This is a genomic window from Streptomyces sp. NPDC059816, from assembly GCF_042732055.1.
Classification (GTDB): domain Bacteria; phylum Actinomycetota; class Actinomycetes; order Streptomycetales; family Streptomycetaceae; genus Streptomyces.
This window is the reverse complement of sequence record NZ_JBHWIQ010000014.1, coordinates 168,280-191,443: the sequence shown is the minus strand read 5'-3', so window position 1 is coordinate 191,443 and position 23,164 is coordinate 168,280. Positions and strand designations below refer to the sequence as shown.

Here is a 23,164-nt window from a genome sequence, read left to right as displayed (position 1 = left end):
ATTACGCCCCTCGCAGGAGGTAGTTGGGACCGGTGGTGTAGTGCTTGTTGATGTCCTGTGCGCCCGAGCGCTGTTTGGTGAGCAGCGTCCCCGCGGTCACCATCGCCTTCACGGGCAGGCGCGCGGCGTCGAGTATGTGGGCGCGCAGGGCCGCACCGGGTTGTCCGGGGCCGGTGCCGAGACGTTCGACGGCTTCGCCGAGCCGGTCGCGCACCAGGGCGAGGAGCCGGTCGAGCGGGGCGCTGCCGTGCCGGGCCAGGGCGAAGGCGGGTGCCCCCGCGCACAGGTGGACGGTGATGGTGGTGAAGAGGTCGAGCACGGCGCGGTCGTCCTGCCCGGTGATCCGGGTGTCGTCGAAGCCGCTCAGGTCATGTGCACCGAGCGTCGCCCGGAGCCGTCCGGTGTGGACCCGGGGACCGTCGTTGTCCTTGAACAACAGGCGTAGGGGCGGCCGTTGCGGTCGGTCGTCGAAGGCCAGGGAGATGTTCTGCTGGTGCGACTCCAGCGCTATGCCGTAGCCGAAGAGGGTGGTCTGCCAGTCGAACAGCAGGGTGAGGACGGCGTCGAGGAGGGCGACGGGGTCACCGCCGTGGAAGCGGTCGGCGAGCCGGTCGATGACGAGCCCGCCGCCGGGCGCCGGCGCCGTGAGTGCGGCCATCGGCACCACCACCGAACCGTCGAGCCCTTCCGGCCAGCGCCGTCGCAGCACGGCCAGCATCTCGTGGCCGGCATGGGCGTAGCGGGTCTCGTCGGCGTGCAGCACGGTGGTGTCGAAGCGCGGCTCGCGCGCGGCGACGGCCGCCAGCAGCCGTTGGCAGGCGGCGCCGTCGCGCAGGGTGCCCGGCTTGATGGTCCGGCGGTTGAGCCGACCGAGGGTCGCCGTGGCCAGCGGCACCTTGAGGTGGGTGCCGGGGTGCGCGGTGAGGGCGACGGTCCGCATCGACAGGGTGGGCACCACCTCCGCGTACGGCTGCTCGGCGAGCACCGCCCGGTCGTCCAGGCCGGCCTCCTTGAGGGCGCCGTGCAGCGGGGCGCCCGCGGTGAGGGGGTGCACCGGCAGTGCGATGTGGTCGGCGTCCAGGGAACGGGGCAGTCCGAGCGTCGAGGGCGCCGGCCAGCCCGGGGCGGCCGTGAGGCCCTCGTCCACCACGTCCACCCGGGGTAGGGCCAGCCATCGCAGCCGGAACTTGGGGTGGAACTCCGGCGCGTACGTTCGCACATGACGGTCCGTCAGGCCGAGCCGGCCGCGTCCGGTCGGGTACACGGGGTGGTCGAGTCGGGCGGCCAGGGTGTCGAACGGCAGCGGGTCGGTCCAGTGGGCGGGGTCGGGGCCGTACGCGCCGGCGAGCCGGGTGACGACCTCGGTCCGGGTGTCTCGGTGCAGCAGTTCGGCCGCGAGGCACTGGCGGCACTCGTCGGCGAAGGCGTCGAAGCCGGGCCGGTCCGCCGGGTCGGCGAGGTCCCCGAGGGCGGCCAGTACGGCGTCGGTGGTGTCGAGGTCCGTGGCCGGGCCGGGTTCCTCGCGGCGCAGCAGGGGCAGCCGGGCGGCGAACTCGCACTGGAAACCGTCGGGCTCCACCGGCAGGGCGAGTGCACCGCCGGGGTGCTCCCGACGGAGCCAACTGCCGTCCGGGCGCTCCACCCGGGTGCTGCGGGTGCGCAGCCCGACCACGTCCTCGCGCAGCAGCGCGGTCAGGATCCGTAGGAGGTGCCGGTCGCGGTGCGCGCGGGTCCCTGCGGTCACGGTGTGATCTCCCAGTGGTGGTGGGCGAGGAAGTCCTCGACGGCCCGGTCGACGGCGCCCTGGTCGCGCCCCGTGGCGCGGACCACTCCGAGGAGGTCCCGGTTGGTGTGGTGGACCTCGTGGCGTTCCCCCAGGGCCCGCAGCGGACGGTACGTCAGCCGGACGCCGTCGGCGTCCAGATCGATCCGCCGGGGGGCGGCGGTCAGGGTGCCGGCACGGCGCGCGTACGGGTAGTCGAGCCGGGCGGCGCCGTCGGTGCGGGCCCCGAGGTCGGCGGGGAGCGGTTCACCCAGATGGGTAAGGAGGACGTGGGCGAACAGGGGAATCCCGAGGAGGTCGGCGAGCAGGAGGTCGCACTGGTCGCCTATGGCCCGGTAATTCACCTCGATGATGCGGGCCCGGCCGCTGCCGTCCACCACGAATTCGGTGTGGCAGGCGCCGAAACCGACCCCCAGCGCATCGAGCTGCGTCAGTATCTGCTCCACCACGGCCGGGGGGTGCGCCGGGACGTAGGTGAGGCGTTCCTCGATGAAGTACGGGGCGGGGGACAGGCCGGTGCGGAACCCGCCGAGCACATGGCGGGTGCTGCCGTCGCCGAGCGTCTCCAGGGTGTACAGCTCGCCTTCCAGGTACTCCTCCACCACCAGCGCGGTGCCGGGGCGGCGGGCCCGGATCTCCTCGCAGCGGGTGAGCAGCTCGTCCGGGGTCTCCACCCGGACGACGTCCTCGCTGGCCACCCCTTCGCGCGGTTTCACCACACAGGGGTAGGGCAGTGCCGCGGCGCCGCGCAGGGCGTCGGCGGGTGTCGTCCTCGCGGGAACCTCCAGGCAGCGCACGCGGTCGACCCCGGTGGTGCGCAGATGGCGTCGCAGCAGCGCCTTGTCCTTGGTGCGCAGGGCGGTGCGCCAGTCCTTGGCCGGGAGCCCGAAGTAGTCGGCGGCGAGCGCGGTCTGGGTCTGGAGGTGGTCGCTGTTGGTGAAGATCGCGTCCGGCCGTTCGTGGGCCGAGACCACGCTGATCACCTCCCGGAAGTCCCGGACGTCGCACGGGAGGACCTCCAGGTCCGGGTGGCGCGCGCGATGGGCCTCGGGCTGGTCGGTGAGAACGGTGACGCGCAGTCCCAGGGAGCGCGCGGCCGGGAGGAATCCCTCGGTCACCGAGTCGGTGGGATTCAGTGCGAGCAGGTACATCCGCATCATCGGGAACACGAGCCGAGAGCTTAGGTTAGGCATGCCTAAGGGTGTCAATTCGTCCGGGCGCCATGTCGATTGGCTTTCTACCCTGCTGGTGCTAGTAAGGTGAGCCTTCCCTAAAAATCCTTGCGGGTCTGCCGCCACCCCGCGGTGATTTTCTCATGCCCCCACCCCGTATTCCGTACGGTGTTCTAGGAGTACCCGTGTTCCTGGCCCCGGCGTCGGCCCCGACCGCCCCTGCCGTGAGCTCCTCCGTTCTGCTGGCCGCCACGTACCGGCGTCTCGCCGCCGCGTGTCCCGCCCTGGACGTGACCTGCGCCGAACCCTCGTCATCAGCCGGCCAGGGCTGGATCGACGGTGCCGAACTCGCCTGCCGCGAAGACTTCCTGAACGCCTGGTTGGAAGGGCACGCGGCCCGCATCCGCACCCGCTACGCCCACGAGCCGCGGCCGGACGTCGTCGCCTCCCGTGCGCTGCACGCCTACCTGTGGTCCGCGGCCGTCCTCATCAGCGGTCCCTGGTACCTCGAACGGCGGGTGCCGAGGGTGAGTCCGCGCGATCTGCGGATCAGCCGTACGAGTGAGGCGTACGAGATCGTTCCCGCCTCCTTCAGCTGTCTGTCCGACGACCCCGCCGCCGGGCTGCCCGGGGTCCGCGTCCTGCCCCACGAGGAGGCGCTGCGGGCCGAGTTGCGCGCCGCCGTCGCCGATCACGTGCGTCCGCTGCTGGCCGCCACGGGCCCCCGCGTCCGTCGCGGTCCCCGGGCCCTGTGGGGGATGGTCGGCGACGACCTGGTCTCGGCCGTCTGGTACCTGGGCCGGATGCACGGTGACGAGGCCCGCGGGGTGCGGGAGGCCGAGGAGTTGTTGCCCTCGGCCGTCAGCCCCTACCCCGGCGGCGCGGCCTTCCGGACGCTCACCACCCGCAACGGACGTGAGCACCCGACGCGCACCCGCCTCGGCTGCTGCCTCTACTACGCGATCCGTCCCGCCGAGGCGTGCGCCACCTGCCCGCGCACCTGTGACGCCGAACGGGTGCGCAGGATCGAGGACGGGGTCTGACGCCCGGGCGGGAGCGCGGGTCCGTTCCGCCTCCCGCCCGACCGGCTCACTGTCGGGCCGTCAGTCGTTCGTCGTCGGTCTTCGCCGCTGGCGCGTCCCGCCGCCCGCTTCCGGTGACCGGGTCGGCCGGGGGCCGGGTGGCCGGCAGGCGGCGCAATCGCGTCAGCACGAGGACCGCGAGTGCGGTGGTGACCGCTCCGCTGAGCGCCGCGGTCGTGTGCAGTCCGTCCGCGAAGGCCGCCCGGGCCGCCGCCAGCAGGTCGTCGGCGAGCAGGTCGGGTAGGGACTCCGCGGCGCGGACGGCCCCGCCGAGGGTGTCGCGGGCGGCCCGGGCGGCTTCGTCGGGCACGGCCTCGGGGATCGTGTCCGCGACCTCGGACCGGTAGACGGCGGTGCCGACGCTGCCGATGACGGCGATGCCCATGGCCAGCCCGAACTCGCTGCCCGTCTCCGACAGGGCGGAGGCCGAGCCGGCCCGCTCCGGGGGCGAACTGCTGATGATCAGGTCCGTGGTGAGGGTCATCGCCGGGCCCAGGCCGAAGGAGAGCAGCACGAATCCGGTCACCACGAGGGGCAACCCGTCGCCCGGTCCGTCGGGGGAGACCAGGAACAGGGTGACGAACGCCGCCGTCGAGACGAGCAGCGCCGCGGCCATCACCACGGCCGGTCGGACCCGTCGTACGAGGAGCGGCGCGAGCATCGACCCGGCGATGCCGAACACGGTCGACGGAAGGGTCCACAGTCCTGCCCGCAAGGGTGAAAGGCCCACCACCAGTTGGAGGTACTGGCCCACGAACAACTGGGTGCCCGCCATGGCGAAGATCGCGAACGCCTGGGTCGACATGGCCAGCGAGAACGTGCGGTTCTTGAACAGTCCGAGGTCCAACAGCGGCTGACGGAGGGTCCGCTGTCGCCGGACGAACGCGGAGCCCACCAGCGCCCCGCCCGCGAGCGCGGCCAGGGCCGCCGCATCGGGACCGTGTTCGGCCAACCGCTTCACCCCGTACACGGTGGGCAGGACCGTCGCCAGCGACAGGGCCACGCTGATCAGGTCCGTCCGGCCGGCGCCGGGCTCGCGGTACTCGGGCAGGAACCGGGGGCCGAGGACGAGCAGCACCAGCATCACGGGGACGCCGAGCAGGAACACCGAGCCCCACCAGAAGTGCTCCAGCAGCGCCCCGCCCACCAGGGGGCCGAGGGCGCCGCCGGCCGTGAACCCGGTCATCCAGACGCCGATCGCGACGGTCCGCTGACCCGGGTCGGGGAACAGCTGACGGATCAGCGACAGGGTCGAGGGCATCAAGGTGGCGCCCGCGATGCCGAGGAGGGCCCGGCTGAGGATCAGCAGCTCCGCGGTGGGGGAGAAGGCGGCCAGCACGGAGACGACACCGAAGGCCGCGCCGCCGATCAGCAACAGTCGCCGCCGCCCGATCCGGTCGCCCACGGCGCCCATGGTGATGAGCCATCCGGCGATCAGGAACCCGTAGATGTCCAGGATCCACAGGAGTTGGGCGCTGGAGGGGTTGAGGTCGGCGGTGAGCGACGGGACCGCGAGGTGCAGCACGGTCAGGTCCATCGCTATCAGCAGGGTGGGCAGGAACAGGACCGCGAGCCCCGTCCACGCCCGCCGTCCCGCCCGTGGGGGTGCCGGGTCGATCGGGGTGGGTGTCGTGCCGTCCATGGACGTGCGCCTCCTTGCGTCGGGATGCGGGCGACGCTAGGGGCTGAAGTTAAGTTGAGGTCAAATACGGCCGGCTGCCGGCTGTCGGATGCGGTCCCTCGTTCTGGCCCGCGTTCGGGATGCGGAATTCCGGCCGCCCGTGCAGTGGTGAGTCGTACCGCCCGCCCCGATGTTGTAAGGTAAGCCTTACCTTAGTGTGTATGGGGGTTGCGGTGCGCGCGGCTGCGTTCGTGCTGCCCGATGAGTCCCTCTGGAGCGCTGGGCGATCCGGAGCCGTCGACGAGCCCGCCCTGACGTTGCGTCAGGGCGGGCCGACGCTCCGGACCACGAACCTGCGGCGGGGCGTCCTCCTGTTCGGTCCCTGAGGAGGGCCCTCGCCGTAGTGGAACCGTCAGCGGGCGGGGTGTCCGCGGTCACGTCCCGTCGGCGCCCCGCCCGGCCGCGCGGTCCGTGGCCATCCGGGCGGGGTCGCCTCGGAGCGGGTCAGACGCCGAACGCCGCGGGGTACCGGATGGTGCCGGTGGGAACTGCTCGGGTGTCGTCCAGGACCAGGGCCATCATGGCCTCGTCGGGCACCTCGAACGGGGCGCGGATGTCGAAGCGGGACGCCGGGGTGAAGCCGAAGCGCGGGTAGTAGTCGGCGTGCCCGAGGACCAGCACGAGACCTTCACCCGTGGCTCGGGCGGCATCCAGGGCGGCGCGGACGGCGGCGGATCCGGCGCCGGTGCGCTGGGCCGAGGGTCGTACCGCGCAGGGCGCCAGGGCGAGGGCGGGCCCGCCGTCGACATGGCACCGGGTGAGCAGTGCGTGTCCGACCGGGGTCCCGTCGGGGCCGGCGGCGATCATGGACAGGCCGTCGATCCACGCCTGCGGATCGGCGCGCAGCGCGTCGACGAGGTCGGCCTCCGCTGCGGTGGGGAAGGCGGCCAGGTTGATCTCGCGGACGGCGGCGACGTCCTCGGTGCTCCGGGAGTTCTCGGGGCGGGTGGTCCAGGTGGTCATGGTGTTCTCGTTCTCGAAGAGGTGAGGGGTTTCGTCGAGGGCGCCCGAGGTGTGGGCGGCGCGGGTGCGGCTGCGATGTCCGCACGGCACGTCGACCGCCGGCCGGAGTGCGGCCGGGGTCTCGGGCGCGCCGGGCTGCGGAGCGGTCGGCGCATCGGTGCGAGGAGCGCGCTCCGGCGTTTCGGCCGTCCGCGCGGCTGGCGCTCCCGGAATGCCGGGCGGCCCGGTCGGAGCGTGGAAGGAAAGGGGCGGGGGCAACGTGGAGACCTTTGAAAAGGGGACCCCGGTGACCATGAGGTCGCACCCCGTGGGCCGTGGGGCCGGGGGTGGGTGTCAGGTCAGACCGGGACCCGGGACGTGAGGATGGTCCGGCGGGCACTGCACACGGCAGTGGCCTCTGCGACGGTCATCAACTCACCTCCCTCTTCTGCTCCCGCAGTCGACGCGGTCGTCCCTGCTCGATCAACGCTAGCACGCTTGTTCCCCCGTGCCGGGCGGAGCCGTGGTGGGGAACGGGCCGGTCGCGGGGGGTCGGCCCCGCCTCGTGACGCCCGACAGGTTAACTTAGGCTTACCTAAGTTCGCATGTCCGCTCCTGGCGGTCAGCGTCCGCGGTAGCCATTCCTCTGGGGGAGTTGACACACATGTATCAGGATCCGGACGAGTTCGCGCTCCTCGCCGCACAGGCGGGTGTTCCTTTCGCTGACCGGCTCGCCCCGGGCTCCGCCGCGTTCCAGACGGCCGACGTGGTGGAGATCCACGGCCCGTTGGACGAGGAACTGTTCGGCGCCGCGCTCACTCGCGTCGTGGTGGAGGCCGAGACCCTGCGGACCGTCGTGCGCGAGCACGCCGGCGGGCCCCGGCAGTGGGTCGCCCCCGCCCCCGCCGACGCCCCGCTGCACCGACTGGACCTGCGCGCGGACCCCGCCCCGCTCGCCGCCGCCCGGGCCTGGACCCATGCCGACCTGACCCGCCCCGGCGCCGCACCGAACCCGACCGCCGGCCCCGCAGACCACGCGGCCGGTGCCCCCGGGGCGAGCGGTACGTCCGTCGCCCCGGACGGCCGAGGAGCGGACCCCGCCCCCCTGATGACCCAGGCCCTCATCCGCCTCGCGGACGACCACTACTGGTGGTACCAGCGGGCCCACCACCTCGCCGCCGACTCCCATGCGCTCCACCTCGTCGGACGCCGCACCGCCGAGGTGTACACCGCGCTCGCCACCGGACAGGAACCCCCGCGGACCCGCTTCGCCCCGCTGCGCGAGGTGGTCGAGGAGGAATCCCGCTATCTGAACGGCGAACGGTACGCCGCCGACCGGGAGTTCTGGACCGAACGACTGGCCGGGACGGAGGTGCCCGTCACCCTCGGCGGCCCGCCCACCGGCGGGCCCGCGACCGTCCTGCGCGGTCACACCGACCTCCCGCCCGGAACCTTTCACCGGCTCGCCGAGGCCGCGGCGACCAGCAGGGCGACCTGGGCCGAACTCGTCGTCGCCGCGACCGCCCTGCACCTCCACCGCGGCACCGGCGCCCGGACCGTCGTCCTCGGCCTGGCGCTGGCCAACCGGCGCGGTCCGGCCGCCCTGCACACCCCCGCCACGGCGGTGAACGTCCTCCCGCTGCGGCTCGCCGTCCACCCGCAGGACACCGGCGCCGAACTCCTGCGCCGCGTCGTCCTGGAGATCCGGGCGGTCCGCCGTCACCAGCGCTACCCCCACTCCGACCTGCGTCAGGACCTCGGCCGCACTGGCGCCGACCGCCCCCTGACCGGCCCGGTGATCAGCATCAAACCGGGCGGTACCGCACTCGACTTCGCCTCGTCCCCCGGCACTGTGCACCACCTGGCCAGCGGGCCCGTGGAGGACCTGACGATCGGAGCCGCCCCCGGCGTCGACGGCAGACTGCACCTGTCCGTCGACGCCCATGCCGGCCGGTACGACGAGCCGGCGGTCACCCGGCACCGCGCCACCCTCGGCCACCTGTTGGCCGCCTACGCCGACCTGCTGCTGACCGACCCGCAGCGGCCCGTGGGCACGCTCGACCTCCTGCCCCGCGACGAGGTGTGGGCCGTCACCCGCGGGCGCGCCGAAGCCCCCGCCCGGCGCACCCTCCCCGCCGCACTCACCGACCGCGTCGCCCGGACCCCCGACGCCATCGCCGTACGCGCGGTGGACGCCACCCTCACCTTCGCCGAACTGGAGTCCGCGGCCAGTGGCCTCGGCGCCGAACTCGCCCGGCTCGGGGGCGAGCACGGGCAGCCCACCCCGGCACCCCTGCCTGTGGGATGGGCACCTCCGCCGGCCGCGCCGAAGGCGTCCTCGTGAGCCACGCCGCCCTCGCCAACCGCTACGAGGGCCACGGGACCGACCACATCGCGCCCGCGGTCGCCCGCACCGGACGGGCGCGACTGCGGCTCGCCCACAGCGCGTCGTTCGCCTCCGACGCGGCCTGGGACCCGCTGCTCTGGATGGTCCACGGGCATGAACTGCACCTCCTGGACGAGGCCACGCACCGCGACCCGGCGGCCCTCACCGCGTACGTGCACCGCGAGCGCATCGACCACCTGGCCGTCACCCCGTCCCAGGCCGCCGCCCTGATCGCCGAGGGGCTGCTTGACGAGGGCCACCACCGGCCGGCCGTGCTGACCATCGACGGCGAGCCCGTCCCGGAGCCGCTGCGGCAGTGCGTCCCCACGGTGGCCGGGCTGCACACGGTGCACCAGTACGGCCCGACCGGGGCCCCCGGCGTCGCCTACTCCTGGCGCGTCGGCGAACCGGGCGACGCACGGGGGCCGGTGCTCGGGCGGCCCGTGCGGGGCTCCCGCGCCTACGTCCTCGACGCCGCGCTGCGCCCCGCCCCGCCCGGGACGACGGGAGAGCTGTACCTCGCGGGACCGTGCCTCGCCGTCGGATTCCTCGGTCGACCCGACCGCACCGCACAACGGTTCGTGGCCGACCCGTTCGGAGCGCTGCACGGCCACCCGGGCAGCCGGATGTACCGCACCGGCGACCTGGCGCGCCGCCGCGCCGACGGAACCGTGGAACTCCTCGCCCCCGAAGCCCCCACAGTCCCCGGAACCCCCGTCGCCCCTGACGCTGCTGATGCCCTCGGAACCCCCGTCGGCCGTGGCGACCGTCGCGCACCGACCCGGTCGGTCCCCGAATGCGGCACCGAGCTCCGGCGGCGCGTCCTCGGCGCCGATGCCCCCCCGTACCGAGGCGGTGCTGCACCAGGCCCCCCTCGGGTGCACCCTCCCCGAGGTCTACGACGCGGTCGCCCGCCGGTACCCGGACCGCGTCGCCGTCTCCCATCGGGGTGCCACCCTCTCCTACGCCCAACTGTGCGCGCGTGCACGCCCCTTGGCCCGCATGCTGGCCGTCCGGGGCATCGGGCCCGGATCGGTGGTGGCGCTCGCCCTGCCCCGCTCCACCGACCTGGTCACCGGAATCCTCGCGGTGACCTACGCCGGGGCGGCGTACCTCCCCCTGGACCCCGACCACCCGGCCGGTCGCCTCTCCTGCGCGCTGGCCGACATCGCCCCGGCGGCCGTGGTCACCGATTCGGTCACGGTGCCCCGGCTCCCCGACCACGACCTGCCGATCCTCTGCACCGACTCCTCCTTCGTCGACCGGTACGCCACCCGGCCGCTCACCCAGGCCGAACGGACCCGTCCGCTCACCCCGGACGACCCGGTGTGCGTCATCCACGCCCCGGACTCCGCCGGCGGACCGGAGGGCGTGACCGTCACCCATCACGACGTCACCCGACTCCTCGCCATCACCGACCACGGCTTCCGCCCCGACGACGTGTGGACCCGTTTCCCCTCCTACGCCTTCGACTTCTGCGTGTGGGAGTTGTGGGGAGCCCTGCTGAACGGCGGCCGGGTCGCCGTCGACGCCGCCGTGACGGTCCGCGCCGATGCCACCTGTTCCCGCCGGGACACGGTCGCCCCGTCCGCGCCGTCCGCCCACCTCACCCGCGTGCTCAGCGAGCGACTGACCGAACTGGAGAAGTGACCCCGACATGAGCGACCCCGACCCGAGCAACGCCCCCACCCACCCCTTCGGCGCCGAGGGCGAGCCCGGCGGCGCGGGGCCCGCGGAGTTCACGGTCCTCGCCAACGACTGGGGTGAGCACTCCTTGTGGCCCGTCTTCGCCGAGGTCCCGGACGGGTGGCACACCGTGTACGGGCCCGCCGTCCGGCAGGACGCCCTGGAATGGATCACCGAGCACTGGATCGGCCCGTCCACGAACTGAGCTGCTGTCGCAGGGGGATGGGGGTGGTACGGGGCGCACGCGTCCCGCCCCATCTCGTACCGGCCGCCGACGGGTCCGGTCATGAGGGTGCGTCATGTGGTGCACCCCTTCGGGATGTGGTGCGCGCTCCGGCAATTCGCCCTCGATCGGGCCGGATCGAGGGCCCACCCTCGCTTCGGCCGAGGGTTTCACCCCTACCAAGTGAGGTTAGCCCAACCGAATATGTGTGCCGGTTCACTGGGGGATCGGTCGGGTGTTCAAGCGTAATGAGTTAGGTTAGGCTCGCCTAAGTGAGGGGGGAGATTGCTCATGCCTGAACACCGACCCGAACACCGTACGGACTTCGTGGGCCGCATCGCTCTCGTGACCGGCGCCGGACAGGGTATAGGGGCCGCCGTCGCGGTCTCGCTGGCGACGCTGGGAACCGAAGTGATCGCCACCGACCGCTCCGCGCACGGGGTCGACGAACTCGCCGCCTCCTGGCGGGAACGAAGCGGTGCGGACGGGCCGGAGGGGCCGCACGCCCGCCCCGGATCGATCACCCCGATGGTCCTCGACGTCACGGACGGCGCCGCCGTGGACGCCGCCGTCAAGGTCATCGAGGACGAACACGGCCCGCTCGGCCTGCTCGTGAACGTCGCCGGCGTACTGAGGCCGGGCCCCGTCGCCGAACTCACCGACGACGACTGGGCGCAGACCTTCGCCGTCAACACCACCGGTGTCTTCCACACCTCCCGCGCCGCGGTCGGACCCATGACCGCCCGCGGCAGCGGATGCATCATCACCGTCGGCTCCAACGCCGCCGGCATTCCACGCACCGGCATGGCCGCCTACGCCGCCTCCAAGGCCGCGGCCACCATGTTCACCAAGTGCCTCGGGCTGGAGGTCGCCCGCAGCGGTGTCCGGTGCAACATCGTCGCCCCCGGCTCCACGGACACCGCCATGCAGCGCGCCCTGTGGACCGACGGCGACGCCCCCCGGCGGGTCATCGCCGGGGACCCCCGCACGTACCGCACCGGGATACCCCTCGGACGGATAGCCGAGCCCCAGGACATCGCCGACGCGGTGGTCTTCCTCGCCTCCGACCGCGCCCGCCACATCACCATGCAGGAGCTGTACGTCGATGGCGGCGCCACCCTCAGGTAGCCGGCGCCCCGTCCCCCCACCCCACCTCCGTGCACGCACGGAGCACCCGAGAAATGGAGCCCCCGTGTCGACGGCATCCGAAGTCGCCACGCACGTCCCCCTGGCCGGACAGGCCCTCACCGTGACCGCCGACGCCGCGGTCCGCCCCGGCACGTCACCCGACCCTGCGTACCCCACGCTCGGTGCGGCGACCTCCCTGCTCCACGCGTACCGCACCGGGTCCAGATTCCTCGCCACCCCCACCCGCACCCTCCTCGGCCACGGCACCCGCGCCGAAGTCCCCCACGACGACAGACCGTTGCCCGTCAGGGTCGCCGAGGCGCTGACCGCGGGCCGAGCCGACGGCCACGGCACGCCCCTGGTGCTCGGCGCCGTCCCCTTCGACCAACACGCCCCGGCCGCCCTCGCGATCCCCGCGGAACTGCGCACCGGACCCGCCCTCGCCTCGGACCCGATGATCGCGCTGCCCGCCGAGCGCCCCGACCCCGTCGACTGGGGGATACGCCAGGTACCCGAGCCGGACGAGTACGCCGCCGGGGTCGCGGACGCCGTCGACCGCATGTGGCAGGGCGAGTTCAGCAAGGTCGTCCTCGCCCGCACCCTCGAACTGACCGCGCCCGGCCCGCTGGACCTGCCCGGCATGGTCGACCGGCTGGCGCGCCGCGACCCCTCCGGCTACACCTTCGCCCTGCCCGTCGGCCCCGGCCGCACCCTGCTGGGTGCCAGTCCGGAGCTCCTGGTGTCCCGCAGAGGGACCCGGGTCGTCGCCAACCCCCTCGCCGGGTCCACCCCGCGCGGCGCCGACCTCGCCGAAGACGTCCGCAGGGCCGCAGCCCTCCTCGAATCCGCCAAGGACCTGCACGAACACGCCGTCGTCGTCGACGCGGTGTACACCGCGCTCGCTCCCTTCTGCCGTGACCTCGTGGTCCCCGAACGGCCCACCCTCGTGCGGACCGCCACCATGTGGCACCTGTCGAGCACGGTCACCGCCACCCTCGCCGACCCGACGACCTCGGCCCTCGAACTGGCCTGCGCCCTGCACCCCACCCCCGCCGTCTGCGGCACCCCCACCGCGCTCGCCCGCCGCGTCATCGCGGACACCGAGCCGTTCGACCGGGGCTACTTCACCGGGATGGTCGGCTGGGGCGACGCGGACGGCGACGGCGAATGGGTCGTCACCATCCGCTGCGCCGAGGCCGAGGCCAACCGGCTGCGCCTGTACGCGGGCGCCGGAGTCGTCGCCGCCTCCCAGCCGCAGGCCGAGACGGAGGAGACCGGAGCGAAGTTCCGCACCTTCCTCAGCGCCGTCGGGGCGGAGCTATGACGTCACGTCACCCGATGTACCCGGCGGCCGAGTTCGCCGCCCGGAATCCGACGGCGGAGCGGTCGCACTCCGTGTCCGCCCGCTGATCCCCGCCGCTTGCCTCCGCTTCCCTCTGCTCCCTGTCGCTCACTCGAACGGAACCACCGACACCATGGCCCTGCCCGCCATCACCCCCTATCCGATGCCCACCCCGGGGGAGTTGCCCGCCAACCGGGTCGACTGGAAGATCGACCCCGACCGCGCGGTGCTGCTCGTGCACGACCTCCAGAACTACTTCCTCTCGGCCTTCGACACCTCCGCGTCTCCCGTCACCGAACTCCTCGCCCACACCGCGCGGTTGCGCCAGTGGGCCGCCGAGGCATCGGTCCCCGTCGTGTACACCGCCCAGCCGGGCGGCCAGACACCTGCCGAGCGAGGACTCCAACAGGACTTCTGGGGGCCCGGTCTGCCCGCCGACCCGCACGCCGCCGCCATCGCGGACGCGGTGGCTCCCGGCCCCGGTGACACGGTCCTCACCAAGTGGAAGTACAGCGCCTTCGTCCGTACCGACCTCCTGGAGCGACTGCGGGAACTCGGTCGCGACCAACTCGTCATCACCGGTGTCTACGCACACATCGGCGTCATGATCACCGCCTGCGACGCCTGGATGCAGGACGTGCAGGCGTTCGTCGTCGCGGATGCGGTGGCCGACTTCTCGGCCGACGATCACGCTGCCGCGCTGCGCTGGGCAGCCGGAAAGTGCGCGGTGGTCACGACGACCGGGGCGGTCCTGGGAGAGGGCTGACCGCGGTGCGCACCGCTGGGGGCACGGGGCCGGCCCGCTTCGGCGGCTGACCCCCGTGGCCCGGACCGGCCCGCCGGACGATGCCGGAGGTACCCGTTCCACGGCGGGCCGGTCCGCGGCCCGTTGCGGGCCCGAAGGGGGGGCGTTCGGGGGTGGGGCCGCGGTCTTGACCGTCCCTGGTGGTAAATCTGACGAGATCCTCACACCCATAAACGTATGATTCACCGTATGTCCACGATCCCCGACCCCGCCCGGTCCGGCGCGGCCCTGCGCTCCGCCGACGACATCAACGAGGACATCCGTGCGCTGTGGGCGCGCGCGGGCGGCAGACTCAGCACCGAACAGCGACGGCAGTACCAGTGCCTGGTCATGGAGTGGTCCGCCGCTCGGCAGGCAGCACGCCAGTCCCCGCCCGCCCGGGACCCCCGGGCCGTGACCGGCGACATCGCCGTGCCGGGGTGCGGGAGCCACGCCGCCTGAGCGTGCCCGCCCCGGGCCGCCCGTCCTCCGGGAGCACCCGGATGCCGGACCGGGCTCCGGGGGGCGGGTCGCACGGCGCTCCCGTTCCGCTCCGGCGATGAACTTCCGCCGGAGGGCCCAGGGCAGTGCCCTGTCCCCGGTGCAGACCACGTAGGTACGGGGCACCGAGCCCCAGCCGTCAGCGGTCAACCGGGTCGTGCCGCGGGCGATGCCTGCCGGCGCGTCCGGTGCGCCCCTAAGACGGCGGCATCGGCCCTGAAACGGCCCCGATCAGACTGCCCGCGTTCTCGGGCGCCCCTTGGTACGCGTCCCCAGCTATGTCCGAGCCCGACATGAACGCGGCCAGGTACACGGCACGGCCGGCCAACTCCGGCGCCCGTTGTGCGGCTCGGGTCAGCACCGCGCCGCCCATGCTGTGGGCCACCACCGTGACCGGGCGCCCGCCACCGATCCGCGCCGACCGGGCGACCGGCAACGCACCCGCCGGCAGCGGTGGACGGGGTGGGAGGGGCGCGAGGGACCCGAGCGTCAGCCTGGCCTGCGGGTAGCTGGTCGACCGGGACGACTTCCGCCGAGTAGCGGTGGGCACCCGTGCCCTCGCGCGCACCGTCCGAGCCTCCTGGTGCACGCGCGGACGCACGGATCGGGCGTGCGGTTTGCACGGGGAAGGCGGGGCTCCGAATGGTGACAACCGCGACTGGCCGCCCCGGATCGGGCTGTGGAAACGTTTCTCCTGTCCCCGCCGAACGAATCCGTGAGGAGCGTGTGTGAACCCCGAGTACGCCGCGTACACCCAAGCGGACGCCGACTTCTACGACTCCCCCCGGCACGGTGCGGGGAAGTCCACCGAGGGACCCGAGCTGTTCGCCGCAGCCCGGGCTGCGGCGCCCGAGGGCTGGCAGGCCGAATGGCACGGGGACTGGCTCTCGTTCAGCCCGCAGGGCCTGCGGTTGCCCGCCCAGGGCTGGAAGATCCACATATCGGCCGCGGCCGACAACGCCGAACGCGTCCTCGACCGGGTCATCGCCCACTGCGTCGAACGACGGCTCCCCCTGAAGTTCGTCCCCGGCCCCCGTCTGCTGCTCCTGCGCAACGCGAAGTACGCCGACCGCGCCGGCAGCGGCAAGTTCATCACCGTCTACCCGCCCTCCGAAGAGCAGTTCCCCGTGGTGGCCGACGCCTTGGTGGACCTGCTTGCCAAAGAGCACGGGCCGTACGTCCTCAGCGATCTGCGACTGGGTGACGGACCGGTGTACGTCCGCTACGGCGCCTTCGCCCGACGCTTCTGCCTCGACGCCGAAGGCCGTACGGTGCCCGCGGTCGCCGACCCCGACGGCACCCTCGTCCCGGACCTGCGCGGACCGTCCTTCCGGGTCCCGCCGTGGGTGACCCCGCCGCCTTTCCTCGCACGGCACCTCGCCGCCCGCACCGGCGCCGACGCACTGCCGTACATCGTGGAGGGCGCACTGCACTTCTCCAACGGCGGAGGCGTCTACCGGGCGCGCGACCCCCACACGGGCCGGCGGGTCGTCCTCAAGGAGGGGCGCCCGCACGCCGGCCTCGCCGCCGACGGGGCCGACGCGGTGCAACGCCTCGACCGGGAGCGCACCGCGCTGGAACAGCTCGCCGGGCTCGACTGCGTGCCCGAACTGCTCGGCTCCTTCACCGTCGAGGGACACCGCTTCCTCGCCCTGGAGTACGTACCGGGCACCACGCTGAACACCGTCCTCGCCCGACGCTTCCCGCTGTCCCGGGCCACCGCCACCGCCGCCGAACTCGCCGAGCACGCGGCCTGGGCCCGCGACATGCACGCACGGGTGGCCGACGCGGTGCACGCCGTGCACGAGCGCGGGCTCGTCATCAGCGATCTGCACCTGAGCAACATCATGGTCTCCGAGGACGGCACCCGCGTCGTCCTCCTCGACTTCGAGGCTGCCTCGCCCGCCGTCGAGCGACGCCGTCAGATCGTCGCCAATCCCTCCTTCGTCGCCCCACCGGGCCGACGCGGGACGGACATCGACACCTATGCGCTCGCCTGTCTGCGGCTCGCCCTGCTCACCCCGTTGACCGTGCTGTTCTCCATCGACCGCGCCAAGGCCCGCCACCTGGTACGGGAGATCACCAGGATCTTCCCCGTCACCGAGGACGAACTCGCCCCCGCGCTCACGGAGATCCTGCGCGACCCCGACCCCGACCCCGACGCTGCCACCCGTCCGGTGCGCCCGCTCAGGTCCGCCGGACCCGCCGCGGCACAACCCGACGCCCCGGACGTACCGGAACCGGCGGACTGGCCCCGCAGCCGGGACTCGATGGTCCGTGCCCTGACCGCGGCCTGCACACCCGATCGCGAGGACCGGTGTTTCCCGGGCGACATCGCCCAGTTCCTCACCCCGGTCGGAGGCCAGAGCTTCGGCTACGGCGCCGCCGGCGTGCTGCACGCCCTGCACGAGACCGGAGCCACGCCCTGCCCCCAGGCCACCGAGTGGCTGCTGGACCGCGCCAAGGAACCCGTGTCCGGCACCCCGATCGGCTTCTACGACGGACTCGCCGGCATCGCCTGGACGCTCCACCGGCTCGGCCACCGCGAACAGGGCCTCGCCCTGGCCCGGCTGATCGCCCGTGAGCCGCTCGACGGCAGATCCGCCGACCTGCACGGCGGACACACGGGCCTCGCCCTCGCCCTCGACGACCTCTGCCGCGCCACCGACGGGGCCGAAGCCGCGGCCCTGCGCACCGCCGCCGAACGCTGCACCGAACTCGCCGCGCGCACCGTCCGGGACGCCTCCCCGACCCGCCGCACCGGACTGCTCCACGGCGCCAGCGGCCCGGCCCTCCTCTTCGTGCGCCGCTACGAGACCACCGGCGACGCCGGGTACCTCGACCTGGCCGCCACCGCACTGCGCCAGGACCTCGACCGCTGCCGCACCGGCACCGACGGCGCCCTCCTCGTCCTCGACGGCAAGCGCACCCTGCCCTACCTCGGCGGCGGCAGCGCCGGCATCGCGATGGTCCTCGACGACTTCCTCGCCCACCGCGACGACCCCGAACTGCGCGCCGCCCGCGAGCAGATCGAACCGGGACTGCGGTCCGCCTTCTACATCCAACCCGGACTCTTCCGGGGCGTCGCCGGACTGTTGCTGCAACTCGCCCGCACCCCCTGCGGCGATCCGGCCGAACGGCAACGGACCCGTGAACGGCACGCCCGACTGCTCGGGCTGCACTCCGTGCCGTACGCGGGCGCACTCGCCTTCCCCGGCGAACAGATGATGCGCCGCTCCATGGACCTGGCCACCGGCACCGCCGGCTGTCTGCTCGCCCTCGGCGCCGCCTTCGGCGACCGCCCCGCCTCGCTGCCCTTCCTCCCGCCGCTCACGCGGCCCACAGACCGGCCCCCGCCAGGGGCCGTACCCCAATGAGATCCATCCGTCCCCAGAAAGGACCCGTCATGGCGCTTCTCGACCTCCAGGCCCTGGACACCCCCGAAGAGGAGTTCGAGGGACCGGCCACCGGCAGCCAGGTGAGCCTGCTGATCTGTGAGTACAGCTCGCTGAGTGTCGTCCTCTGCACCCCGTGACGCTCCGCCGGGAGACCGCTCGATGAGCCGACGCGCCGGTCCGGCCGACGCGACCGCCCGTCCCTCCCGGCCATGAGTCGCCGGTCCCGGGCCCACCAAGGCCCGGGACCGGTCGTCGTACGGCGGTCCGACGGCGGAGCGCCCCACCGGCGCTCCGCCGTTGGACCGTTGCGGCCGACCCGGCACCGCCTCCGCACGGCGAACGCCATCCGCGGCGAAAGGACCCCGGCGTGCCCCCCAGCCACCCCCCGGACCCCGACGGTCCCCGGGCCGCCCTCCCCCCGCCCGCCCGGTCGCCGCTCGCGGTGGTCCTGCTCTGCTCCCTGGGCGGCGCCCTCGCCGCGCTCGCCCTGCCCGCCGTCCTCGGGCACGCCCTCGACCGGCTCCTCGACTCCGGCCGCGTCCCCTGGCCCGCCCTGCTGCTCGCCGCGGCCCTGACCGCGACCGAGGTACTGCTCGACAGCACGGTCGCCGTGGTGGGCGGCAGCACCACGGCCCGGTACGCGGCCCGACTGCGGATCGACGTCCTCGACCGGGTGCTGCGCGCCGAGCCCCGCCGCGCCCAGGAGTTCCCGGCCGGCGACCTCACCACCCGACTCACGGCGAACGCCGCCGAGGCCGCGGCCGTGCCGGTGACCCTCGCCACCGCCGCGGGCACGGTCCTGCTCCCGCTCGGCGGCGTCCTGTGCCTGTTCCTCATCGATCCCTGGACCGCACTGGCGCTGGTCACCGGGCTGCCGCTGTTCGTCCTGCTGTTGCGGTCCCTGGTCAGGGACACCGCCAGCGCGGCCACCGACTACCAGCGGGAGCAGGCCGCGATCGCCGCCCGGCTCACCGAGACGATCGACGGCATCGACACGGTGCGCGCCGCGGGGACTGCCGACCACGAGCGGACCCGCGCCCTCGAACCCCTCCGACGCCTCGCCCGGCACGGCCGGCGGACCTGGCGCGTCCAGGGCCGCGCCGCCGCCGGCGCCGGGGCACTGCTGCCGCTGCTGACCCTGTTGGTGCTCGCCGTCGGCGGGCTGCGCCTGGCCCACGGCGCGCTCAGCACCGGTGACCTGCTGGCCGTCGCCCGCTACGCCGTCCTCGCCGTGGGCCTGGGAGCCCTGACCGGCGCGCTCGCCGCGGTGTCCCGGGGCCGCGCCGCCGCCACCCGCATCACCGCACTGCGGGACCTGCCCGCACCACCGCACCGCGGACTCTCCCTGCCCCCCGGGGGCACCGGGGAACTGCGGTTGCACGGGGTCGGCGTCGTCCGCGACGGCCGGCCGCTGCTGGACGGCGTCGACCTGATCGTGCCCGGTGGCACCACGGTCGCCGTCGTCGGCCCCTCGGGCGCCGGGAAGTCCCTGCTGGCCGCGCTCGCCGGCCGCCTCCTCGACCCCGACACCGGGACGGTCACCCTCGACGGCGTCCCCCTCGACGGAGTCGATCCGCGCGCCCTGCGCAGCGAGGTCGCCTTCGCCTTCGCCCGGCCGGCCCTCCTCGGCCCGACCGTCGCCGCAGCCATCGCCTTCGGCACGGAACCCGAACCCGACGCGCACCGGGTGCACACCGCGGCCCGCGCCGCCGCGGCCGACGGTTTCATCGGCCTCCTCCCGCAGCGCTACGACACGCCCCTCGACCAGGCGCCCCTGTCCGGCGGCGAGCGCCAACGCCTGGGCCTGGCGCGGGCCTTCGCCCGCCGCGGACGGCTCCTGATCCTCGACGACGCCACCTCCAGCCTCGACACCGCCACCGAACGCCTCGTCCAGCGGGCACTGGCCGGCGAGAGCGGACACCGCACCCGGATCGTCGTCGCCCACCGCATCTCCTCGGCCGCCGCGGCGGACCGGGTGCTCTGGTTGGACGGCGGCCGGGTCCGTGCCCACGGCCACCACGCCGAGCTGTGGCGCGACCCCGCCTACCGGGCCGTCTTCCGCCCCGGCACACCGGCCGCGCCGCCCGCCCCCACCACCCCCGCCGCGCCGCCCGCCCGGCACGCCCCGTCGGGGGACGCGCGGTGAGCGGCCGGGGCGCGCTCGCCCGGGTGAGCGCGCAGGCGCGGCCGTTCCTGCGCGCCCGGCTCCCGGCAGTGGCCCGGCTGTCCGCCTGGTCCCTCCTGGAGTTCGCCCAGACCTTCATCGGCGGTTACGCCGTCGCCCGCGCGCTCGACGGCGGATTCCTCGCCGGCACCCCCACCACCGGACTCCTCTGGCTCTCCCTCGCCGCACTGGCCGTGCTGCCCGCGGCCCTCGCCACCCGCGGTGTCTTCCGCGGACTCGCCGACCTGGTGGAACCCCTGCGCGACGGACTCGTCCGCCGCGCCGTCACCCACGGCATCGCCGGGGCGCTCACCGCCCCCGCCACCGCGACCACCACCCGGTCCGTCTCCCGGGTGACCCACCAGAGCGAGATCGCCCGCGACGGCTGGGCCGGACTCGTCCTGTCCCTGCGGTCGTTCGTGTTCACCGCCGTCGGTGCCCTGGCGGGCATGGCGGTCCTGTCGCCCCGACTGCTGCTCGTCGCGGTGCCACCGGTGCTCATCGGATGCGGGTTGTTCCTCGCCACCCTCGCTCCCATGGCCGTGCGGCAGCGCACCTACCTCGACACCGACGAGGCGTTCGCCGCCCACACCGGACGCACCGCCTCGGCCGTGCGGGACATCGCGGCCACCGGAGGCGCCCCGACCGTCCTCGACGGGGCCGGTCGCCTCAGCCACGAACAGAGCCGGGCGGCCCGTTCCCTCGCCCGTTGGGCCGCCGTGCGCATCATCGCGCTCGGGATCTGCGGAGCCCTGCCGCCCCTCCTGCTGCTGCTCACCGCCCCCTGGCTGCTGCGCCACGGGCTCACCACCGGGGGACTGGTCGGCGCGTTCGCCTACCTCACCCAGTCGCTGGCCCCGGCGGTGCACGCCTTGCTCACCGTCCTCGGCACCGCCGGTGGACGCCTCGTCGTGGTGCTCGACCGCTTCACCGCTCCCGATCGGCTACCGCCCTCGCCGGCCCGGCACCCCGCGTACGGCCGCCCGCTGCCCACGGGCGGGGCCACCGCGGAACTGCGGGCCGTCACCTTCGGCTACGGGCCCGCCGCCCGCACCGTCGTCGACCGGCTCGACCTCACGCTGCGCCCGGGCGAGCGGCTGGCCGTCGTGGGCCCGAGCGGCAGCGGCAAGTCCACCCTCGCCGCCCTCCTCGCCGGGGTGCTCACACCCGATCGGGGCGAAGTGCGGTGGCTCGGACGCCCGTTGACGGCACCCGACAGCCCCGAGCCCGGTGCGGTGCGCACCCTGTTGCCGCAGCGCGGGTACGTCTTCACCGGGACGGTCCGCGACAATCTCAGATACCTGTGCCCGGGGGCGGCCGACCGGGACCTCGTCGAGGCCGCGGACCAGCTGGGCGCGACCCGGCTCCTGGACCGACTCGGCGGTCTCGACGCACCCCTCGATCCGGCCCGGCTGTCGGAGGGCGAACGCCAGCTGCTGGCCCTGGTGCGGGCCGGGCTGTCCACCGCCCCGCTGCTCATCCTGGACGAAGCCACCAGCCAACTGGACCCCGCGGCCGAGATCCGGGCCGAGGAGGCGCTCGCCCGTCGTCCCGGCACCCTGGTCGTCATCGCCCACCGGCTCGGCTCCGCCCAGCGGGCCGACCGGGTGCTCGTCCTGGACGGGGGAACGGCGGTGTGCGGGCCGCCGCACGACATGCCGCACCGCTCCGCTTTGTACCGGGACCTGACCGGACACTGGACGCCCGCACCGACGGAGGCGGACGTCGTGCCTCTGACCGGCGGGGCGCCGACCTGCGACCGGGCGGGGTGAGGGCGGTCGGACGGGAGGACCCGCGGCGCACGCCGGCCCGGCCGCCCCCGGCCGACGAGGAACGGGTGGTGGTGCCCGGACCCGGCGCGGTCCCCGACCGGTCACAGCCAGCCGAACTCCCTGGACAGCCTGATGGCGTCGAGCCGGTTCCGTGCCCCGGTCTTGCGGATCGCCGCGGCGAGGTAGTTGCGCACCGTTCCGCTGGCCAGACACAGGGAACGGGCGATGGAGGCCACCGACTCCCCGTCCGCCGCCAGGGCGAGCACCCGCAACTCCCGTGCGGAAAGGGGGACGTCAGTGGCCTGGAGGAGACTGAACGCGAGCGATTCGTCGATGTGTCGACCACCCGCCGCGACCTTGCGCACCACCTCGCAGAGGTGGTCGACCGGACCGCACTTGTCGATGTAGCCGGTGGCGCCCGCCTCGAACGCCCGCCGCAGATCACCGGTGCGGTTGCTCCGGGCGAGGACGGCCAAGGCCATCTCGCTCTGCGTGCGCGGGGTGCGCAACGATTCCACGAGTCTCAGGACGTCCCGGGAATCCGGACAGTCCAGGTCCGTGACCAGTATGTCCAGGGACGCCTCCGCCAGTGCCGAGGGCACTCCGCCCTTGTCCGTGGCGTGTATGTACAGTTCGCTGTCCTCGCTGAGCAGGGAAACCAAGGAGGCGCGCCACAGGGACACCGCGTGCACCAGCAGAACCTTCGTCATGAGCTGCTCCTCAACGCCGTTCCCACCGAACGCCGCGGCCGGGCCCGCCGCGCGCGTGATCCCGATCATCCGCACCCAGCACACCAGGGGCGCGCGCCGGGCATCTCCCGTTTTCGGCGAGTGGCCAGATGACTGGATGCACGAGGGCGCAACGAAAGAGCGTGCCCGACCAGGCCGTGCGCCCCTACGGTCACCGCCTGCCCCGAATGGGCGGGGGTGCGCATACTGCGGCGCTTTTGGCGGGAACTCGATTCCGGCCGGTCACGGATCACCCGAGGTGGCCGGTGCGATCGTCGAACGAACGGTGCCGAGTCAGGGCGAACCACCCTGCGGAGAGTGGCGAATTGACGAAGGTGCGCCCCTGCGGCGGCGATGGTACGGGCTGCTGCCGCCCGGGCCCCGGGACGCGG

At 74.0% G+C, this 23,164-nt stretch carries 18 protein-coding genes and 1 pseudogene; 14 read left to right on the top strand and 5 right to left on the bottom strand.

The features are described 5' to 3' along the window. Position 1: 1 nt before the first annotated feature. A complete protein-coding gene (locus ACFV88_RS20070) occupies positions 2–1,744 on the bottom strand; it encodes an IucA/IucC family protein (protein ID WP_385492978.1) in 1,743 nt (580 codons plus the stop codon). Beyond that, positions 1,741–2,940, bottom strand: coding sequence for an acetyl-CoA carboxylase biotin carboxylase subunit family protein (locus tag ACFV88_RS20065; protein ID WP_385493024.1), 1,200 nt, complete (start codon positions 2,938–2,940; stop codon positions 1,741–1,743). The genes ACFV88_RS20070 and ACFV88_RS20065 overlap by 4 nt, the downstream gene beginning before the upstream one ends. Positions 2,941–3,140: 200 nt before the next feature. On the opposite strand from ACFV88_RS20065, the gene ACFV88_RS20060 reads away from it, so the two are divergent. After that, positions 3,141–3,998, top strand: coding sequence for a (2Fe-2S)-binding protein (locus ACFV88_RS20060; RefSeq protein WP_385492976.1), 858 nt, complete (start codon positions 3,141–3,143; stop codon positions 3,996–3,998). Between the two features lie 46 nt (positions 3,999–4,044). Here ACFV88_RS20060 and ACFV88_RS20055 read toward each other — a convergent pair whose 3' ends face one another. Then, positions 4,045–5,679, bottom strand: coding sequence for an MFS transporter (locus ACFV88_RS20055; RefSeq protein WP_385492975.1), 1,635 nt, complete (start codon positions 5,677–5,679; stop codon positions 4,045–4,047). A gap of 200 nt (positions 5,680–5,879) precedes the next feature. Here ACFV88_RS20055 and ACFV88_RS20050 point away from each other — a divergent pair, with 200 nt between their 5' ends. Then, positions 5,880–6,044, top strand: a complete 165-nt coding sequence (locus ACFV88_RS20050; protein ID WP_385492973.1) for a hypothetical protein — start codon at positions 5,880–5,882, stop codon at positions 6,042–6,044. Between the two features lie 118 nt (positions 6,045–6,162). Here the strand turns inward: ACFV88_RS20050 and ACFV88_RS20045 are convergent, their stop codons facing one another. Continuing rightward, the gene (locus tag ACFV88_RS20045) at positions 6,163–6,681 is read right to left on the bottom strand and encodes a GNAT family N-acetyltransferase (protein WP_385492972.1); all 519 of its coding nucleotides are present in this window, start codon (positions 6,679–6,681) and stop codon (positions 6,163–6,165) included. A gap of 643 nt (positions 6,682–7,324) precedes the next feature. On the opposite strand from ACFV88_RS20045, the gene ACFV88_RS20040 reads away from it, so the two are divergent. The 12 genes and pseudogenes from ACFV88_RS20040 (at position 7,325) to ACFV88_RS19985 (ending at position 22,044) form a co-directional block, all read left to right on the top strand. Beyond that, entirely contained in the window at positions 7,325–9,004 is a 1,680-nt protein-coding gene (locus ACFV88_RS20040) for a condensation domain-containing protein (RefSeq protein ID WP_385492970.1), read from the top strand. After that, positions 8,965–9,534, top strand: a pseudogene (locus tag ACFV88_RS20035) (AMP-binding protein); the annotation flags it as partial. The gene ACFV88_RS20040 and the pseudogene ACFV88_RS20035, both read left to right, overlap by 40 nt. Before the next feature lie 346 nt (positions 9,535–9,880). After that, a complete protein-coding gene (locus tag ACFV88_RS20030; RefSeq protein WP_385492969.1) occupies positions 9,881–10,696 on the top strand; it encodes an AMP-binding protein in 816 nt (271 codons plus the stop codon). A 7-nt stretch (positions 10,697–10,703) separates the two neighbouring features. After that, on the top strand, positions 10,704–10,937 hold the full coding sequence (locus ACFV88_RS20025; RefSeq protein ID WP_385492967.1) for an MbtH family NRPS accessory protein: 234 nt from the start codon (positions 10,704–10,706) through the stop codon (positions 10,935–10,937). A 309-nt stretch (positions 10,938–11,246) separates the two neighbouring features. Further along, on the top strand, positions 11,247–12,083 hold the full coding sequence (locus tag ACFV88_RS20020) for a 2,3-dihydro-2,3-dihydroxybenzoate dehydrogenase (RefSeq protein ID WP_385492966.1): 837 nt from the start codon (positions 11,247–11,249) through the stop codon (positions 12,081–12,083). A gap of 64 nt (positions 12,084–12,147) precedes the next feature. Next, on the top strand, positions 12,148–13,407 hold the full coding sequence (gene dhbC, locus ACFV88_RS20015) for an isochorismate synthase DhbC (protein WP_385492964.1): 1,260 nt from the start codon (positions 12,148–12,150) through the stop codon (positions 13,405–13,407). A 151-nt stretch (positions 13,408–13,558) separates the two neighbouring features. Further along, positions 13,559–14,191 carry an isochorismatase family protein gene (locus ACFV88_RS20010; protein WP_385492962.1) on the top strand — a complete coding sequence of 211 codons (633 nt, stop codon included), beginning with the start codon at positions 13,559–13,561 and terminating at the stop codon, positions 14,189–14,191. 228 nt (positions 14,192–14,419) lie between these two features. Continuing rightward, entirely contained in the window at positions 14,420–14,671 is a 252-nt protein-coding gene (locus tag ACFV88_RS20005; protein WP_385492960.1) for a hypothetical protein, read from the top strand. A gap of 767 nt (positions 14,672–15,438) precedes the next feature. Beyond that, the gene (gene lanKC, locus ACFV88_RS20000; RefSeq protein ID WP_385492958.1) at positions 15,439–18,087 is read left to right on the top strand and encodes a class III lanthionine synthetase LanKC; all 2,649 of its coding nucleotides are present in this window, start codon (positions 15,439–15,441) and stop codon (positions 18,085–18,087) included. Positions 18,088–18,116: 29 nt separating this feature from the next. Then, entirely contained in the window at positions 18,117–18,245 is a 129-nt protein-coding gene (locus ACFV88_RS19995) for a SapB/AmfS family lanthipeptide (RefSeq protein WP_385492957.1), read from the top strand. Positions 18,246–18,475: 230 nt separating this feature from the next. Then, positions 18,476–20,254 carry an ABC transporter ATP-binding protein gene (locus ACFV88_RS19990; protein WP_385492955.1) on the top strand — a complete coding sequence of 593 codons (1,779 nt, stop codon included), beginning with the start codon at positions 18,476–18,478 and terminating at the stop codon, positions 20,252–20,254. Continuing rightward, positions 20,251–22,044, top strand: a complete 1,794-nt coding sequence (locus ACFV88_RS19985) for an ATP-binding cassette domain-containing protein (RefSeq protein ID WP_385492953.1) — start codon at positions 20,251–20,253, stop codon at positions 22,042–22,044. Before ACFV88_RS19990 ends, ACFV88_RS19985 begins: the two co-directional genes overlap by 4 nt. A gap of 101 nt (positions 22,045–22,145) precedes the next feature. Here ACFV88_RS19985 and ACFV88_RS19980 read toward each other — a convergent pair whose 3' ends face one another. After that, positions 22,146–22,754, bottom strand: a complete 609-nt coding sequence (locus ACFV88_RS19980) for a LuxR C-terminal-related transcriptional regulator (RefSeq protein ID WP_385492951.1) — start codon at positions 22,752–22,754, stop codon at positions 22,146–22,148. Between the last annotated feature and the right edge of the window lie 410 nt (positions 22,755–23,164).

Coding starts and splice junctions, on each gene's coding strand:
- ACFV88_RS20065 (WP_385493024.1), bottom strand. CDS start 2,940: ATGCGGATGTACCTGCTCGCACTGAATCCCACCGACTCGGTGACCGAG.
- ACFV88_RS20055 (WP_385492975.1), bottom strand. CDS start 5,679: ATGGACGGCACGACACCCACCCCGATCGACCCGGCACCCCCACGGGCG.
- ACFV88_RS20050 (WP_385492973.1), top strand. CDS start 5,880: ATGGGGGTTGCGGTGCGCGCGGCTGCGTTCGTGCTGCCCGATGAGTCC.
- ACFV88_RS20045 (WP_385492972.1), bottom strand. CDS start 6,681: ATGACCACCTGGACCACCCGCCCCGAGAACTCCCGGAGCACCGAGGAC.
- ACFV88_RS20040 (WP_385492970.1), top strand. CDS start 7,325: ATGTATCAGGATCCGGACGAGTTCGCGCTCCTCGCCGCACAGGCGGGT.
- ACFV88_RS20030 (WP_385492969.1), top strand. CDS start 9,881: ATGCCCCCCCGTACCGAGGCGGTGCTGCACCAGGCCCCCCTCGGGTGC.
- ACFV88_RS20025 (WP_385492967.1), top strand. CDS start 10,704: ATGAGCGACCCCGACCCGAGCAACGCCCCCACCCACCCCTTCGGCGCC.
- ACFV88_RS20020 (WP_385492966.1), top strand. CDS start 11,247: ATGCCTGAACACCGACCCGAACACCGTACGGACTTCGTGGGCCGCATC.
- ACFV88_RS20010 (WP_385492962.1), top strand. CDS start 13,559: ATGGCCCTGCCCGCCATCACCCCCTATCCGATGCCCACCCCGGGGGAG.
- ACFV88_RS20005 (WP_385492960.1), top strand. CDS start 14,420: ATGTCCACGATCCCCGACCCCGCCCGGTCCGGCGCGGCCCTGCGCTCC.
- ACFV88_RS19995 (WP_385492957.1), top strand. CDS start 18,117: ATGGCGCTTCTCGACCTCCAGGCCCTGGACACCCCCGAAGAGGAGTTC.
- ACFV88_RS19980 (WP_385492951.1), bottom strand. CDS start 22,754: ATGACGAAGGTTCTGCTGGTGCACGCGGTGTCCCTGTGGCGCGCCTCC.